Genomic DNA, 14,554 nt, shown 5'->3' with positions numbered 1-14,554 from the left:
CCGGACGGCGCGGGGCTCACGCCTCCGGGTAACTGCGGGGCGTCCAGACGACGTCCGTGCCGTCCCCGTCGCCACCGCCGTCCCCGCGCTGCACGACCCGCGTCTGGGAGGAACCCACCAGCAGGATCGTCCGCATGTCGACCTCGGCCGGGTCCAGGTCCGCCAGCCGGACGATCCGGACCCGCTCGCCGGGCCCGCCCACGTCCCGGGCGACCACGACCGGTGTGTCCGGAGCCCGGTGCTCCAGGAGCAGCTCCCGGGCCTTGCCCACCTGCCAGGTGCGGCTGCGCGACCCGGGGTTGTACAGCGCCAGCACCAGGTCCGCCGACGCGGCGGCGCTCAGCCGTTCCGCGATGACCTCCCACGGCTTGAGCCGGTCGGACAGGGAGATCGAGGCGTAGTCGTGACCGAGGGGGGCGCCCGCGCGGGCGGCGGCGGCGTTGGCGGCGGTCACCCCGGGCAGCACCCGTACGGGGACGTCCGCGTACTCCTCGGCGGACGCCACTTCCAGGACCGCCGTCGCCATGGCGAACACCCCGGGGTCGCCGCCGGACACCACGGCCACCCGGCGTCCCCGCCGGGCGAGTTGGAGGGCGAACTCGGCGCGTTCGGCCTCCACCCGGTTGTCCGAGCCGTGCCGGCGCTGGCCGGGACGGGCCGGCACCCGGTCCAGGTAGGTGGTGTAGCCGACGAGGTCGTCGGCGGCGGCGAGCGCGCCGCGCGTCTCGGGCGTCAGCCACGAGGGGCCGGCCGGGCCGGTCCCCACCACGACCACCTCGCCGACCTCACCGGGCCGGTCCTCGGGGCGTTCCGTGTCGGCCCGGCTGGGCAGCACGGCCACCGAGAAGTACGGCACCGACCCGGCGTCCACGTCGACGAGCGGTGCGAGCCGCTCGCCCTCCATGGTGGCCCGCTCGACGTACCGCGCGTCCCCCAGTCGTCCCGAACGCTCCAGCGCCCGCCGGACCTTGGGGAAGGTGCGGCCCAGCTTCATCACCACGGCCACGTCGGTCGCGGCCAGCCGTGCCGTCAGCTCCTCCTCGGGCAGCGTGCCCGGCAGGACCGTGAGCACCTCCTCGCCCTCGGCGAGGGGCGTGCCCAGGCGGGCCGAGGCGGCGGACACCGAGGTGACACCGGGGATCACCTCGGTGTCGTAGCGGTCCGCGAGCCGCTTGTGCATGTGCATGTAGGAGCCGTAGAACAGCGGGTCGCCCTCCGCGAGGACGGCGACCGTGCGGCCCGCGTCCAGGTGGGCGGCGAGCCGGGCCGACGCCTCGGCGTAGAAGTCGTCCATGGCGCCCTGGTAGCCGCCCGGATGGTCGGTGGTCTCCGTGGTCAACGGGTAGACCAGGCGCTCCTCGACGTGGTCCGGGCGCAGGTGGCGGGCCGCGATCGAACGGGCGATGGACCGGCCGTGCCGGGCACTGTGGTAGGCGATCACGTCCGCCGACGCGATCACCTCGACGGCCCGCAGGGTCATCAGGGACGGGTCACCGGGGCCCAGACCGACCCCGTACAGCTTGCCGCTCACTCTTCCTCGCTCGCGATCGCGTTGAGGGCCGCCGCCGCGATGGCGCTGCCCCCGCGCCGGCCGCGCACCACCAGGTGCTCCAGTCCGGACGGGTGGGCGGCCAGGGCGTCCTTGGACTCGGCCGCGCCGACGAAGCCGACGGGCACGCCGATGACGGCGGCGGGCCGCGGGGCGCCTTCGTCGATCATCTCCAGCAGCCGGAACAGCGCGGTGGGCGCGTTGCCGACGGCCACCACCGCACCCTCCAGCCGGTCCCGCCACAGCTCCAGGGCGGCGGCGCTGCGCGTGGTGCCCAGCCGCGCCGCCAGCTCCGGCACGTTCGGGTCGGACAGCGTGCACAGCACGTCGTTGCCGGCGGGCAGCCGCTTGCGGGTGACCCCGCTGGCGACCATCTGCACGTCGCAGAGGACGGGCGCCCCGGCGCGCAGCGCCTCGCGGGCGCGGGCCACCACGTCCGGGCTGAAGGAGAGGTCGCGGACGAGGTCGACCATGCCGCAGGCATGGATCATCCGGACCGCGACCTGGCTGACGTCGGCGGGCAGGGCCGCGAGGTCGGCCTCCGCGCGAATGGTGGCGAAGGACTCGCGGTAGATGGCCGCGCCGTCCTTCTCGTAGGCGTACGTGGTCACGGTGTCGTTCTCGCTGCTCTCGGTCGTCGTACGGCTCATGGAAGGATCGCCGCCAGGGCGGCGGCGAATCCGGAGGGGTCGTCCAGGGACGTGCCGCGCGGGTCCTGTCCCCGGACGGCGGTGGTGAGGCGGTAGCCGCCGCCGGGCTCGGCGACCACGTCGACCCGGTCGCCGCGGGGGTGACCGCAGCGCCGCTCGCACCCGGACCAGTACACCGGCAGCGGGGCCCGGCCGGCCGCGGTGAGGGCCCGGCCGGCGTCCGCGCGCACGTCCGCACGGGACTTGGCGCAGCCCGGGCGGCCGGTGCAGGCGCCGACCCGCGGCCAGGGCGACGTGGCGTCGGTGACCAGCCCGATGGCGGCGAGCCGGGCGAGGACGTCGGCCGCCCGGCCGGGGCCGGCGTCCGGCGCGGGGACGACGAGGCCGCGCCACGGCGTGAGCCGCAGCTCACGCGTCGGGAACGCGGCGGCGGCCCGCATCACCTCCCGCCACTGGGCGGCGGTGAGCCGGCCGAACGGTGCGTGCGCGCACAGCGCGGCACCGGCCCGCCCGGGGGCCGGGCCGGCCGCTTCGACGGTGTCCCGCAGCTCGGTGGTGTCCCGGCCCTCGGTGGTGTCCCGGTTCTCGGTGGTGTCCCGGTTCTCGGTGGTGTCCCGGTCCTCGGCCGTGTCCCGGGCCACGCGGGCGCACCCGATGCCCGCCCGCGTCAGCCCGCGTGCCACCGCGCCCGTCAACTCGTCGTCCGGCACGTCCAGTTCGTGGATCCGCCAGACCCGCGCGCCGCGGGCGCGCGCCACGTCCAGGAACACCTCCGCCGCCAGCACGGCGGCCCGGGGCGCGTCCTCGCCGGAGACCCGCAGGGCCTCCGGTGCCGAGCCCAGCGAGAGCAGCGCGCCCTCGCCGTGCGTCGCCCGCACGGTCACGTCGGCGCCGAGCCCGGCGACATCCCCGCGCCCGTCGTCCAGCGCGAACAGGAAGCGACCCGACAGGGCCACCGCCGCCGCGCTCGCGCACAACGCCGCGTCCAGGTCCGTCAGCCACCGCCGCACGTCCCGCGCGCCCCGCCCGTCCAGGCCGGACAGCGGGGAGGCGACGACGTTGCGCACCCGTTCGTGCGCCGGCGACGGCAACAACCCGGCCGCGCCCAGCAGTTCGGCGAGCTCCGCGCCGCACGCGGCCCGCAGCCCCCGCAGTTGGACGTTGCCCCGGGAGGTCAGATGCAGCTCCCCGTCACCGAGGAGCCGGGCCGCGTCCCCGAGCACCACGGCCTGCTCCACGGTGAGCACACCGCCCGGAATCCGCACCCGGGCCAGCGCCCCGTCGTCCGCCTCGTGCAGCCGCAGGGCACCCGGGCAGGCGTCGCCGGCGTCCCGGGAGACCGCTGTGGCCTGGGACGACGAGGGGTGGGGTGCCGTGGACATGGCGGCGAGCATACCCACCATCACACCGGGTGCACGCCCTCCCGTCCTCGCCGGGCACCTACTATGCTCCTCAGCGGATCACCCGATCCGCCACCGCCATGACGGCGACAGGGGAGGAAGCCCGGTGAGAATCCGGCGCGGTCCCGCCACTGTGAATCCGGCCACTGAGGCCGGGTGAGCCAGGAACTCCCGCCGTCTACACCGCCCGGGGCGCGGACCCCGAGGAAGGCCAGACGACGCATGCCGTTCTCGTCCGGGGACCACCCCCAGCACGCCGAGCAGCCCCGCATCCTGCTCCTGTCGACCTCCGACACCGACCTGCTCAGCGCCCGCGCCGCCGACGGCCCCGTGGCCTACCGGTTCGCGAACCCCTCCCGGCTCCCGCTCGACGACCTGCCCGCCCTCCTCGACGGCGTCTCCCTCGTCGTCGTCCGCCTGCTCGGCGGCCTGCGCGCCTGGCAGGACGGCCTCGACCTGCTGCTCGCCGACGGCCGCCCCGTCGTCGTCCTCACCGGCGAACAGGCCCCCGACGCCCAGCTGATGGCCGCCTCCACGGTCCCCGTCGGCATCGCCGCCGAGGCGCACGCCTACCTCGCCCACGGCGGCCCCGCCAACCTGGAACAGCTGGCCCGGTTCCTGTCCGACACGGTCCTGCTCACCGGCCACGGCTTCGATCCGCCCGCGCCCGCCCCCACCTGGGGCCCCCTGGAGCGCACCTCCCGCGGCGGGAACGGACCCGTCGTGGCCGTGCTCTACTACCGCGCCCACCACATGAGCGGCAACACCGCCTTCGTCGAGGCGCTGTGCTCGGCCGTCGAGGACGCGGGCGGACGCGCCCTGCCGCTGTACGTGGCCTCCCTGCGCGCCCCCGAACCCGAGCTGATCGACGCGCTCGGGGCCGCCGACGCGATCGTCACCACCGTCCTCGCGGCCGGCGGCACCCGGCCCGCGGAAGCCTCCGCGGGCGGCGACGACGAGTCCTGGGACGCGGGCGCCCTCGCCGCCCTGGACGTGCCCATCCTCCAGGCGCTGTGCCTGACCGGCTCCCGCACCGCCTGGGAGGACAACGACGAGGGCGTCTCCCCGCTGGACGCCGCGAGCCAGATCGCCGTGCCCGAGTTCGACGGCCGCCTGATCACCGTGCCGTTCTCCTTCAAGGAGATCGACGCCGACGGCCTGCCCGCCTACGTCGCCGACCCCGAACGGGCCGCCCGCGTCGCCGGCATCGCCGTCCGCCACGCCCGCCTGCGGCACGTCCCCGCCGCCCGCAAGCGCCTCGCCCTGGTCCTCTCCGCCTACCCGACCAAGCACTCCCGCATCGGCAACGCCGTCGGCCTGGACACCCCCGCCAGCGCGGTCGCCCTGCTGCGCCGGCTGCGCGAGGAGGGCTACGACTTCGGCGACGGCGCCGACGTGCCCGGCCTGGCCTCCGGCGACGGCGACGAACTGATCCGCGCCCTGATCGAGGCCGGCGGCCACGACCAGGAGTGGCTCACCGAGGAGCAGCTCGCCCGCAACCCGGTGCGCATCCCGGCCGCCGACTACCGCCGCTGGTACGCCACCCTCCCCGAGGACCTGCGCACCTCCGTCGAACGGCACTGGGGCCCGCCGCCCGGCGAGATGTTCGTCGACCGCAGCCGGAACCCGGAGGGCGACATCGTCCTGGCCGCCCTCCGCTTCGGCAACCTGCTGATCCTCATCCAGCCCCCGCGCGGCTTCGGCGAGAACCCCATCGCCATCTACCACGACCCCGATCTGCCGCCCTCCCACCACTACCTGGCCGCCTACCGCTGGATCGCCGCCCCCGCCGACGACGGCGGCTTCGGCGCCGACGCGATGATCCACCTCGGCAAGCACGGCAACCTGGAGTGGCTGCCCGGCAAGAACGCCGGCCTGTCCGCCGCCTGCGGCCCCGACGCCGCCCTCGGCGACCTCCCCCTGATCTACCCGTTCCTGGTCAACGACCCCGGCGAGGGCACCCAGGCCAAGCGCCGCGTCCACGCCACCCTCGTCGACCACCTCGTCCCGCCGATGGCCCGCGCCGACTCCTACGGCGACATCGCCCGCCTGGAACAACTCCTCGACGAGTACGCGCAGATCGCGTCCATGGACCCGGCGAAGTTGCCCGCGATCCGCGCCCAGATCTGGACCCTCATCCAGGCCGCCCGCCTCGACCACGACCTCGGCCTCCAGGACCGCCCCGACGACGACGGCTTCGACGACTTCCTGCTGCACGTCGACGGCTGGCTGTGCGAGGTCAAGGACGCCCAGATCCGCGACGGACTGCACGTCCTCGGCACCCCGCCGGACGGCGCCGACCGCGTCAACCTCGTACTGGCCATTCTGCGCGCCCGCCAGATCTGGGGCGGCACCACCGCCCTGCCCGGCCTGCGTGAAGCCCTCGGCCTCGACGAGTCCGCCGCCACCCGCACCACCGCCGACGCCGCCGAGGAGGAGGCCCGCGCCCTCGTCCAGACCATGGAGGATGCCGGCTGGGACCCCGCCGCCGTCCCCGCCGACCGCGGTGAACAGGTCCGCGCGATCCTGGAGTTCGCCGCCCGCGAGGTCGTGCCCCGCCTCGCCGCCACCACCGCCGAACTCGACCACGCCGTGCACGCCCTGAACGGCGGCTTCGTCCCGGCCGGCCCCTCCGGCTCCCCGCTGCGCGGTCTGGTCAACGTGCTGCCGACCGGCCGCAACTTCTACTCCGTCGACCCCAAGGCCGTCCCCTCCCGGCTCGCCTGGGAGACCGGCCAGGCCCTCGCCGACAGCCTCCTCGAGCGCTACCGCGCCGACCACGGCGACTGGCCCAACTCCGTCGGCCTGTCCCTGTGGGGCACCAGCGCCATGCGCACCGCCGGCGACGACGTCGCCGAGGCGCTCGCCCTGCTCGGCGTCCGCCCCGTCTGGGACGAGGCGTCCCGCCGCGTCACCGGCCTCGAAGCCGTCCCGTACGAGGAACTGGGCCGCCCGCGCATCGACGTCACCCTGCGCATCTCCGGCTTCTTCCGCGACGCCTTCCCGCACACCATCGGCCTGCTCGACGACGCGGTCCGCCTGGCGGCCGGACTGGACGAACCGGCCCACGTCAACCACGTCCGCGCCCACGTCCAGCAGGACCTGGCCGACCACGGCGACGAACGGCGCGCCACCACCCGCATCTTCGGCTCCCGCCCCGGCACCTACGGCGCCGGCCTGCTCCAGCTCATCGACTCCCGCGACTGGCGCACCGACGCCGACCTCGCGGAGGTCTACACCGTCTGGGGCGGCTACGCCTACGGCCGGGAACTCGACGGCCGCCCCGCCCGGGGCGAGATGGAGACCGCGTACCGGCGGATCGCCGTCGCCGCCAAGAACACCGACACCCGCGAACACGACATCGCCGACTCCGACGACTACTTCCAGTACCACGGCGGCATGGTCGCCACCGTCCGCGCCCTGCGCGGCACCGCCCCCGAGGCGTACATCGGCGACTCCACCCGCCCCGAGACGGTCCGCACCCGCACCCTGGTCGAGGAGACCTCCCGGGTCTTCCGCGCCCGGGTCGTCAACCCCAAGTGGATCGAGGCGATGCGCCGCCACGGCTACAAGGGCGCCTTCGAACTCGCCGCCACCGTCGACTACCTCTTCGGCTACGACGCCACCACCGGCGTCCTCGCCGACTGGATGTACGACAAGCTCACCGAGGCGTACGTCCTGGACCCCGCCAACCGGGAGTTCCTCCAGCAGGCCAACCCGTGGGCCCTGCACGGCATCGCGGAGCGGCTGCTGGAGGCCGAGTCGCGCGGTATGTGGGAGAAGCCGGACCCGGAGGTGCTCCAGCAGCTGCGGCAGGTGTTCCTGGAGACGGAGGGCGACCTGGAGGGCGAGGACTGAGTCGCCGGTCTCGCTCGTGCCGGTGCGGGAACCGCCCCGCGGTCCCCGCACCGGCCCGCCCGGGTCAGCGGCTCCCCGGGGCCGACGCGCCGGCGGCCGTCCGCCCCGGCAGGAACGTCACGTGCGGCGCCCCCGTCTCCGGGTGCGCGCCGACCTCCGCCGCGACCCCGTACACCTCGGCCAGCAGCCGGGGGGTGAGGACCTCGGCGGGTGTACCGGCGGCGGCCACCGTCCCCTCGTGCAGCACGTAGAGCCGGTCGCAGAAGTACGCGGCCAGGTTCAGGTCGTGCAGCGCCAGCAGCACCGTCGCGGACAGCCGGCGCAGGGCGCCCAGGATGTCCAACTGGTGCCGCACGTCCAGGTGGTTGGTGGGTTCGTCCAGCACGAGCAGGGCGGGCCGCTGGGCGAGGGCACGGGCGATGAGCACCCGCTGCCGCTCACCGCCGGACAACCGGTCGAAGGAGCGGTCCGCCAGGTGAGCCGCGTCGACCGCGGCGAGGGCGTCACCGATCAGCGCCGCGTCCTCGGCCGTGTCCCCGTCGAGGAACCGCTTGTGCGGAGTACGGCCCATCGCGACCACCTCACGCACCGTCAGCTCGAAGTCGGCGCCCCCGTCCTGCACCACCGCCGCGACAGTCCGCGCCAGCTGCCGCACCGGCACCGACCAGGCGTCGGCCCCGTCGACCGTCACCCGGCCCGAATCGGGCCGCAGCACCCGGTACACGGCGCGCAGCAACGTCGACTTGCCGCTGCCGTTCGGCCCGACCAGCCCGATGGTCTCGCCCGCGCGGGCGGACAGGGACACCTCCCGCACCAGGCGTCGCGCACCCGCCGAGAGGGACACGCCCTCGACGGACAGCCCGACGGCGGAGCGGCCCGAGAGGCCGCCGGCACCGTGAGCCTTCACGCGAGCCCCCCTTCCGTGCCACGCCGGGCGTCACGGCGCATCAGCCACAGGAAGAACGGCCCCCCGCACAGCGCCGTCAGCACGCCGACGGGGATCTCCATGGGCGCCGCCACGACACGTGCGCCGATGTCGGCCCAGATCAGGAACACCGCCCCGCCGAGGGCGGCCGTCGGCAGCACCCGGCGGTGGTCGGACCCCACGAACAACCGCACGATGTGCGGCATCATCAGGCCGACGAAGCCGATCGGCCCGGCCGCCGCGACCAGTACCCCGGTGACCAGGGACACCAGGACGAACAGGCGGGCCCGGAAACGCGCCACGTCCAGTCCCATGGTGGTCGCCGCCTCCTCACCCGCCAGCAGCAGGTTCAGGTTCCGGGCCTGCGCCAGCAGCACGCCGATGCCCACCGCCAGCCCCAGCCCGGGCAGCCACAGCGCGTCCCAGCCGACCCCGCCGAGACCGCCGAGCGTCCAGGCGAGCACCGCGCGGGCCTCGTTGCCCCGGTCCGTGGTCAGCAGCAGCAGGTTCAGCACCGCCGTGAGCACGGCCGCGACCGCCACCCCGGCCAGCACCAGCCGGGCCGACGTGATCCGGCCGCCCGCGCGGGCGGTGGCGTACACCACCAGCAGCGCCCCCAGCGCCCCGGCGAACGCGGCGGCCGGCAACGACACCGGCCCGAACACGCTCACCCCGAACACGATCACCGAGACCGCGCCCAGCGACGCCCCCGACGACACGCCCAGCAGGTACGGCTCGGCGAGCGGGTTGCGCAGCAGCGCCTGCAGCGCGGTGCCGACGACGGCCAGCCCGGCCCCGGTCACCGCGCCGAGCAGCACCCGCGGCGCCCGCACGTCCAGCACGATCGTCTCGCGCGCCCGGGACCAGCCGGGATCGCTCCACTCCACGCCCCACGCGTGCGTGACGATGCCCCACACCTGCCCCGGCGGCACCCGCACCGACCCGATCGCCAGCCCGGCCGTCGCGGACGCCACCAGCAGCACCGCGAGGACGAACAGCACCGGCCCGAGGCGGACGCGCCGCGGGCCGGCCGCCTTCCGCGGGGGAGCAGTCACCAGGGTGCCGGCGCCGCTCACCGGAAGCTCTCGGGGTGCAGCCCGCGCGCCAGGTCACCCACCGCGTACGCCGACCGGACGCCGACCAGGGTCGCGGTCAACGGCAGCACCACGAACCGCTTGTTCCGGATCGCCGGCACGTCCTTCAGGGCGGGCTGCGCCAGCAGGAACCTCTTCTTCTCCTCGACGCTCCCGGCGCCCGCGTAGTCGTACACCGCGATCACCTCGGGGCGGCGCTCGACGACCTGCTCCCAGGACACGTCACCGAAGACGTCGTCGAGGTCGGCGAACACGTTCTCCCCGCCCGCCAGCCGGATCAGCTCCGTGCCCAGGCTCTTGCCGCCCGCGGTGAACGGGGCCTTGTCCCCGCTGTCGTACACGAACACCGGCACCCGACGCTCGCCCTCGACGGCCTTCACCGCCTTCCCGACCCGGCCCCGCAGGTCGGCGACCAGCGCGTCCGCCCGCTCGGACACCCCGAAGATCCGGCCGACGGTGCGGATCTCGTCGTAGGTGTCGTCCATCGTCACCCGCTTCTTGCCGCAGTACTCGCGGTTGAGGTGGGTGTCGATCCCGGCGTCCGCGAACGCCTTCCGGGAGCGCCCCTGCTTCTCGTCGAAGGCGCTGCCGTACCCGCCGTAGACGAGGTCGGGCTCCGCGTCGAGCACCTTCTCGAAGGACGGTTCCCGCTCGGCCAGTTCAGGGACCGCCTCGAAGTCCGCCTTCAGCTCCGGCAGCACCTCGGAGTCCGGGAACGCCGTCCCGACCATCCGGTCCTTCAGGCCGAGGGCCAGCATCAGCTCCGCCGGGTGCTGGTGGATGGTGACCACACGCTCCGGGGGCCGCTCGTACGTCGTGGTCACACCGCAGTTGTCGACGGTGACCGGAAAGCCCTCCGGGGCCGGCGCCCCGGCCTTCGCGTCACCCGCGGAGCCGCTGCCGGAGGCACCGCAGCCGGCGCTCAGCAGCACCGCCGAGAGGACCAGGGCGACCGCGGCCCGGGCGCGGGGGGAGCGGGGTGCCGTGCGTGAGCGGTGCGGGGGGTGCGGCCGGCGGGGCGGCCGGCCGGGGTGGTGCCTGCGCTGTGTGCGGGCAGGGGAGAACAAGGGGGACACGTGAGCCTCCTGGAGTCCGCGCTCCTCGGGACGGGCCCGCGACAGGCCAGTGTCCTGACTCCCGGATCGCTGTTCCCCCCTCGCCTTCCCGCGCGGCGCGCAGTGGCATGCAGCAGGGGTGCACTCCCCGGTCACAGTGGCGGGACCGTGCCGGATTCACACCGGCTTCCTGTCTCCCGTCGCGGCGATGACCCGTTGATCCTACTGGCTCCGCCGTGCCGCCCGCTCTCGGCGGTGACGGGGGAGCGCGGGGCGGCGGAAGCCGGTTTCCCCACGCGCTCCCGCCGGCCGGCCGGCGGTCCTCACCCGCCGTCGATCCGCTCCAGCAGCGCCCGCGCCTCGACGGTGCGCCGGTGGTCCGGGCCGAAGGAGGACAGGCAGGCAGCGTGTGCCGCTGCGGCCCTCCGACGGGCGTCGTCGGCTCGGCCCATACCCAACAGGGCGTTGGCGACGACCAGTTCGACGGCGCCGGTGTCCGGGAGACGCTGATGCGCGGGCAGGGCCCGGTACAGCGTGTCGGCGGTCCGCGCCTCGGCGAGGGCGTCGTCGTGGCGGGCCTGACCGTTGAGACTGCGCGCCAGGCCGAGCCGCAGGACCAGGGCCTGCCGGTCACGTTCCCGGTGGGCGGCCAGGGCCTCGCGGGCGACCGCTTCGGCCTCCTGGTGGCGCCCCTGCGCGTTGAGGGCGAAGGCCAGCCCGTTGCGGGCCGCCGCGGCCAGGCGGGACATCTCCGGTCCCGTTCCCCGGTCCGCGGCCTCCGCGACCGCCGCGCACTCCGCCTCGCACTCGGCGTGCCGGCCGAGGGAGGTCATCTGCTGGGCGCGGTCCGAGCGCAACTTCAGGGTCAGCCAGTGGTCGGCGCCGAAAGTCCGCTGGAACGCGGTCAGCGCCTCGTCGTAGGTGGCGAGCGCGTCGGCGTGGTTGCCCTGTGCGCCCGCGGCCAGGGCGGCGATGTTCAGCGCCACGGCCGCGTACTCGTCGTCGCGCCCCCGGGCCACGGCGCGCGCCCCGGCCTCCGCCTCGGCGTAACGACCGGCCTCGTACAGGGCCTTGGCCTCGGCCACGGGCGTGCCCGTCATCTTCTCGTCGTCGCTTCGGCGGCGTGCGCGGAACCATCTCATGACGGGCGAGAATACGGGTGCGCTCGACGTCCTCTCCGGCGCGTGCCCCGACCGGGACCCGTCCTCGCTGCCGGGGCAGGCCCGGATCCGGCCATGCGCGGGGCCGGGGTCGGCCCTCGGGCGGTCACCACGGGTCCCCGGGGCGCGGGGGTGGAGGGGCCGCCAGTGGTCGGTGAAGACGGTGGTGATCAGGTCGAGGAGCGTGGCCTCGTCCGTCGGAAGGGCCCGGACGTGCTGGGGCCCGCCGGCGCTCGGTGGCGACGACGGTCACGTCCGTGGTGGTCATGCGGTGCGCTCCCTGGTGTTCAGGACGCAGTCGCCGCAGGTGCCCGCGCCGGGGACGCGGTAGTAGAGGCAGCAGTTGTGGCGGTGGAAGGTGAGGGTGTGCGGGCGGCCGGTGTGCAGGGTTCCCGCGCCGGCGAGGGGTGGTCGGTCCAGCAGGGCGCGGACCAGGGGGAGGACGGGGTGGGGTGCGTCGGGTGCGCTGGCGGTTAGGACCCGTGCGGCGCCGACGAGGGCGGAGGCCGCGTTGCCGCGCAGGGTGTGCGGGGACACGCCGTGGACGCGCCGGACGGTGTCGGCCAGCGGGACCAGATTCTGCTCGACGACGGTGCGGTGCAGCGCCGTGTCCGTTCGCGCGGTGAGCATGTGCGGTGCGGGCAGCCACAGTTCGAGCGGCCCGGTGGGCGTCCGGCGCCACCACAGCCCCTCGGGGCCGAGGTCGGGGACGGCTCCGGTGAGCGCCGCCGAGGCGAGGGCCACCGACCAGAGCCGTGAGGCCGTGCCCAGGTGCAGGGTGGAGGCGGCCACGCGCGGCTCGTCGGTGCCGATCCGCCGGCCCACCAGCCCGACCGACGTGTCGAGCGGGCCGGCGTCGGTGTGCAGCTCGGCCATCGGGCGGAAGTCCGCCGTGTGCGCCCGCGGCCCGGCCGTCACCTCGAAGTAGGGGCCGACGGCGGACACGCGGTCCCATGTCGTGGCGTTCACCATGTGCGTACCGTTCTGGTCAGCTCGGGGAAGGACCGGGTGTGCAGGGTCCTCCCGGGGTGGCGCAGCCTCCGGTTGCCTTCCTCGTCCGCGGTGATCCCGGCCCGCTCGCCCGGTGCCGCCGGACGCGGAGTGAACTCCTGTCGGCCCGGAGCGGGTTCGAGCAGCGGGAGCAGCGCGGGCGGGGCGTCGACGGGAGGGCGGTGCGGGGTGCACTGCGCAGCCCGAAGCTGCCCGCGAGCGGGTCGGAGGCCGGCCGGTCCGTGCAGGGAACTGGGACCGGGGGAGGAGAAGAACACCGGTGCGGGGAGCGGTCGTTCGGTCCTCAGAGTCCGACGGATGCGACGTGTCCGACGGGCGGCCGGTACATCCGTGTCCAGGGGCCCGTCCGGCCGGTCCCGCCCGTCCGGGCTGCCGGGGGCGGGGGCATCTCACGAACGTGCGAGCACATAAGTGCCACGGTCCTCTCTCGGGGAGATCCGCCCCGGTTCGGCGAGGTACGACGGCGTGAGTCTCCTGACTCGGGATCCCTGCTCTCCCCGGCCTTCCCGCCCGGTCGGGCGGTGGCATCGGCGGGGTCGCTCCCCCTTCACAGTGGCGGTACCGTGCCGGATTCACACCGGCTTCCTCGTTCCGCCGTCGCTCGGTCGAACGGAAGCATGACAGACCCGTACCGGTCCCCGCCAGCCCGCGAACTGTGCCGCGAGCCACACGGCGGGGACGCGCCGGAGCATGCCGGGACGTGCCGGGTCCGCCCCGACCCCGCTGTCCCGGTGGTGAGTTGGCGGCCGTGGTCGGCGTTCACCCGGCCCGGTGGCGCGGTCCGGGCTCCGCCGCGCTACCGGGCCCCGGTCAGCCGCCGGGCCGCTCCGCCGTGCTCTGCCGGACCACCAGGTGCGTCGCGAGTTCTATGCGCTGGGCGGCCTTGCCGGTGTCGTCCGGGGTGAGCAGCATGCGGGTGGCCTCCTCGGCCATGTTCCGCAGGGGCTGGTGGACTGTGGTGAGGGGCGGGCTGGACCACTGGGCCAGGGGGACGTCGTCGTAGCCGACCACCGACAGGTCCTCCGGGACGCGCAGGCCCTTCAGCCGGGCGGCCTCCAGGACGCCCAACGCCTGCAGGTCGCTGCCGGCGAAGATCGCCGTGGGCCGGCCGGGGCCCTCCAGGAGGGACAGGGCGTGCTCGAAGCCGCTCTGGACGTGGAAGTCGCCGAACCGGGTCAGGCGGGGGTCGGGTTCCAGGCCGGCCATGGCCATCGCCGAGCGGAAGCCGTCGAGGCGGGCGAGGGAGCACAGCATGTCCTCGGGGCCGGTGACGATGGCGACGCGTTCGTGCCCGAGGTCGGTGAGGTGGCGGGTGGCGGCGAGCCCGCCGGCCCAGTTGGCGGAGCCGACCGAGGGCACGTCGGGATCGGGGTCGCCGGCCGGGTCGATGACGACGAACGGGATGTCGGCGGCCCTCAGGCGGCGCTTGACGCTCTCGGGGAGCAGGGAGAAGACCAGGACGACGCCCAGCGGCCTGCGGCGCAGTACACCGTCGAGCCAGTCCGGCGCGGGGGCGTGCCGGGTGCCGCTCTCGGTGAGCACCACGGTCGCCCGGTTCTGCCGGGCGACGCCGTCGACCCCTCGGATGAGTTCCATCGCCCAGACGCTCTCCAACTCGTGGAAGACGAGTTCGATCAGCGGGGAACGGGGCGGGGAGGGGGCACGCCGACGGTAGCCGCGGTCCTTCAGGAGGCGCTCGACCCGGTCCCGGGTCGTCCGGGAGACATCCGAACGACCGTTGAGGACCTTCGAAACTGTCGGCATCGAGACGCCGGCCTCTTTCGCGACCGCCGCCAGCGTGACCCTGCCGCTCACCTCGTCGTCATCGTGCATGGCCGCCAATATAGGCCAC

10 protein-coding genes and 3 riboswitches are annotated in these 14,554 nt (G+C 75.1%); of the genes, 1 reads left to right on the top strand and 9 read right to left on the bottom strand.

Features of this window, described 5'->3' with window-relative positions:
• Positions 1 to 16 precede the first annotated feature (16 nt).
• The 3 genes from AB0F01_RS16670 to cobG are packed head-to-tail and all read right to left on the bottom strand — an operon-like array spanning position 17 to position 3,593.
• Complete coding sequence (locus tag AB0F01_RS16670; RefSeq protein ID WP_362095493.1) at positions 17 to 1,531, bottom strand: precorrin-2 C(20)-methyltransferase; 1,515 nt, start codon at positions 1,529 to 1,531, stop codon at positions 17 to 19.
• Positions 1,528 to 2,199 (bottom strand): precorrin-8X methylmutase, encoded by a 672-nt coding sequence (locus AB0F01_RS16665; RefSeq protein WP_362095490.1) that lies wholly within the window; start codon positions 2,197 to 2,199, stop codon positions 1,528 to 1,530. Before AB0F01_RS16665 ends, AB0F01_RS16670 begins: the two co-directional genes overlap by 4 nt.
• Entirely contained in the window at positions 2,196 to 3,593 is a 1,398-nt protein-coding gene (cobG, locus tag AB0F01_RS16660) for a precorrin-3B synthase (RefSeq protein WP_362095487.1), read from the bottom strand. The genes AB0F01_RS16665 and cobG overlap by 4 nt, the downstream gene beginning before the upstream one ends.
• 44 nt (positions 3,594 to 3,637) lie before the next feature.
• A riboswitch (cobalamin riboswitch) is annotated at positions 3,638 to 3,791 on the top strand.
• A 30-nt stretch (positions 3,792 to 3,821) separates the two neighbouring features.
• On the opposite strand from cobG, the gene cobN reads away from it, so the two are divergent.
• Complete coding sequence (cobN, locus tag AB0F01_RS16655; RefSeq protein ID WP_362095485.1) at positions 3,822 to 7,457, top strand: cobaltochelatase subunit CobN; 3,636 nt, start codon at positions 3,822 to 3,824, stop codon at positions 7,455 to 7,457.
• A gap of 64 nt (positions 7,458 to 7,521) precedes the next feature.
• On the opposite strand, the gene AB0F01_RS16650 is transcribed toward cobN, so the two are convergent.
• The 6 genes from AB0F01_RS16650 to AB0F01_RS16625 form a co-directional block, all read right to left on the bottom strand.
• Positions 7,522 to 8,364 (bottom strand): ABC transporter ATP-binding protein, encoded by an 843-nt coding sequence (locus AB0F01_RS16650; protein WP_362095482.1) that lies wholly within the window; start codon positions 8,362 to 8,364, stop codon positions 7,522 to 7,524.
• Positions 8,361 to 9,440 carry an iron ABC transporter permease gene (locus AB0F01_RS16645; RefSeq protein ID WP_362096024.1) on the bottom strand — a complete coding sequence of 360 codons (1,080 nt, stop codon included), beginning with the start codon at positions 9,438 to 9,440 and terminating at the stop codon, positions 8,361 to 8,363. The genes AB0F01_RS16650 and AB0F01_RS16645 overlap by 4 nt, the downstream gene beginning before the upstream one ends.
• A 14-nt stretch (positions 9,441 to 9,454) precedes the next feature.
• Complete coding sequence (locus tag AB0F01_RS16640; protein WP_362096021.1) at positions 9,455 to 10,423, bottom strand: ABC transporter substrate-binding protein; 969 nt, start codon at positions 10,421 to 10,423, stop codon at positions 9,455 to 9,457.
• Positions 10,424 to 10,578: 155 nt separating this feature from the next.
• A riboswitch (cobalamin riboswitch) is annotated at positions 10,579 to 10,763 on the bottom strand.
• 91 nt (positions 10,764 to 10,854) lie between these two features.
• Positions 10,855 to 11,673 carry a tetratricopeptide repeat protein gene (locus AB0F01_RS16635; protein ID WP_362095479.1) on the bottom strand — a complete coding sequence of 273 codons (819 nt, stop codon included), beginning with the start codon at positions 11,671 to 11,673 and terminating at the stop codon, positions 10,855 to 10,857.
• 282 nt (positions 11,674 to 11,955) lie between these two features.
• Entirely contained in the window at positions 11,956 to 12,663 is a 708-nt protein-coding gene (locus AB0F01_RS16630) for a (2Fe-2S)-binding protein (protein ID WP_362095477.1), read from the bottom strand.
• Between the two features lie 485 nt (positions 12,664 to 13,148).
• A riboswitch (cobalamin riboswitch) is annotated at positions 13,149 to 13,332 on the bottom strand.
• 180 nt (positions 13,333 to 13,512) lie between these two features.
• Positions 13,513 to 14,535, bottom strand: coding sequence for a LacI family DNA-binding transcriptional regulator (locus AB0F01_RS16625; protein ID WP_362095474.1), 1,023 nt, complete (start codon positions 14,533 to 14,535; stop codon positions 13,513 to 13,515).
• Between the last annotated feature and the right edge of the window lie 19 nt (positions 14,536 to 14,554).

The organism is Streptomyces sp. NPDC029526 (genome assembly GCF_040637405.1).
GTDB lineage: Bacteria > Actinomycetota > Actinomycetes > Streptomycetales > Streptomycetaceae > Streptomyces.
Note: the sequence above shows the minus strand (reverse complement) of the source record. Positions and strands in the feature narration are given on the sequence as shown.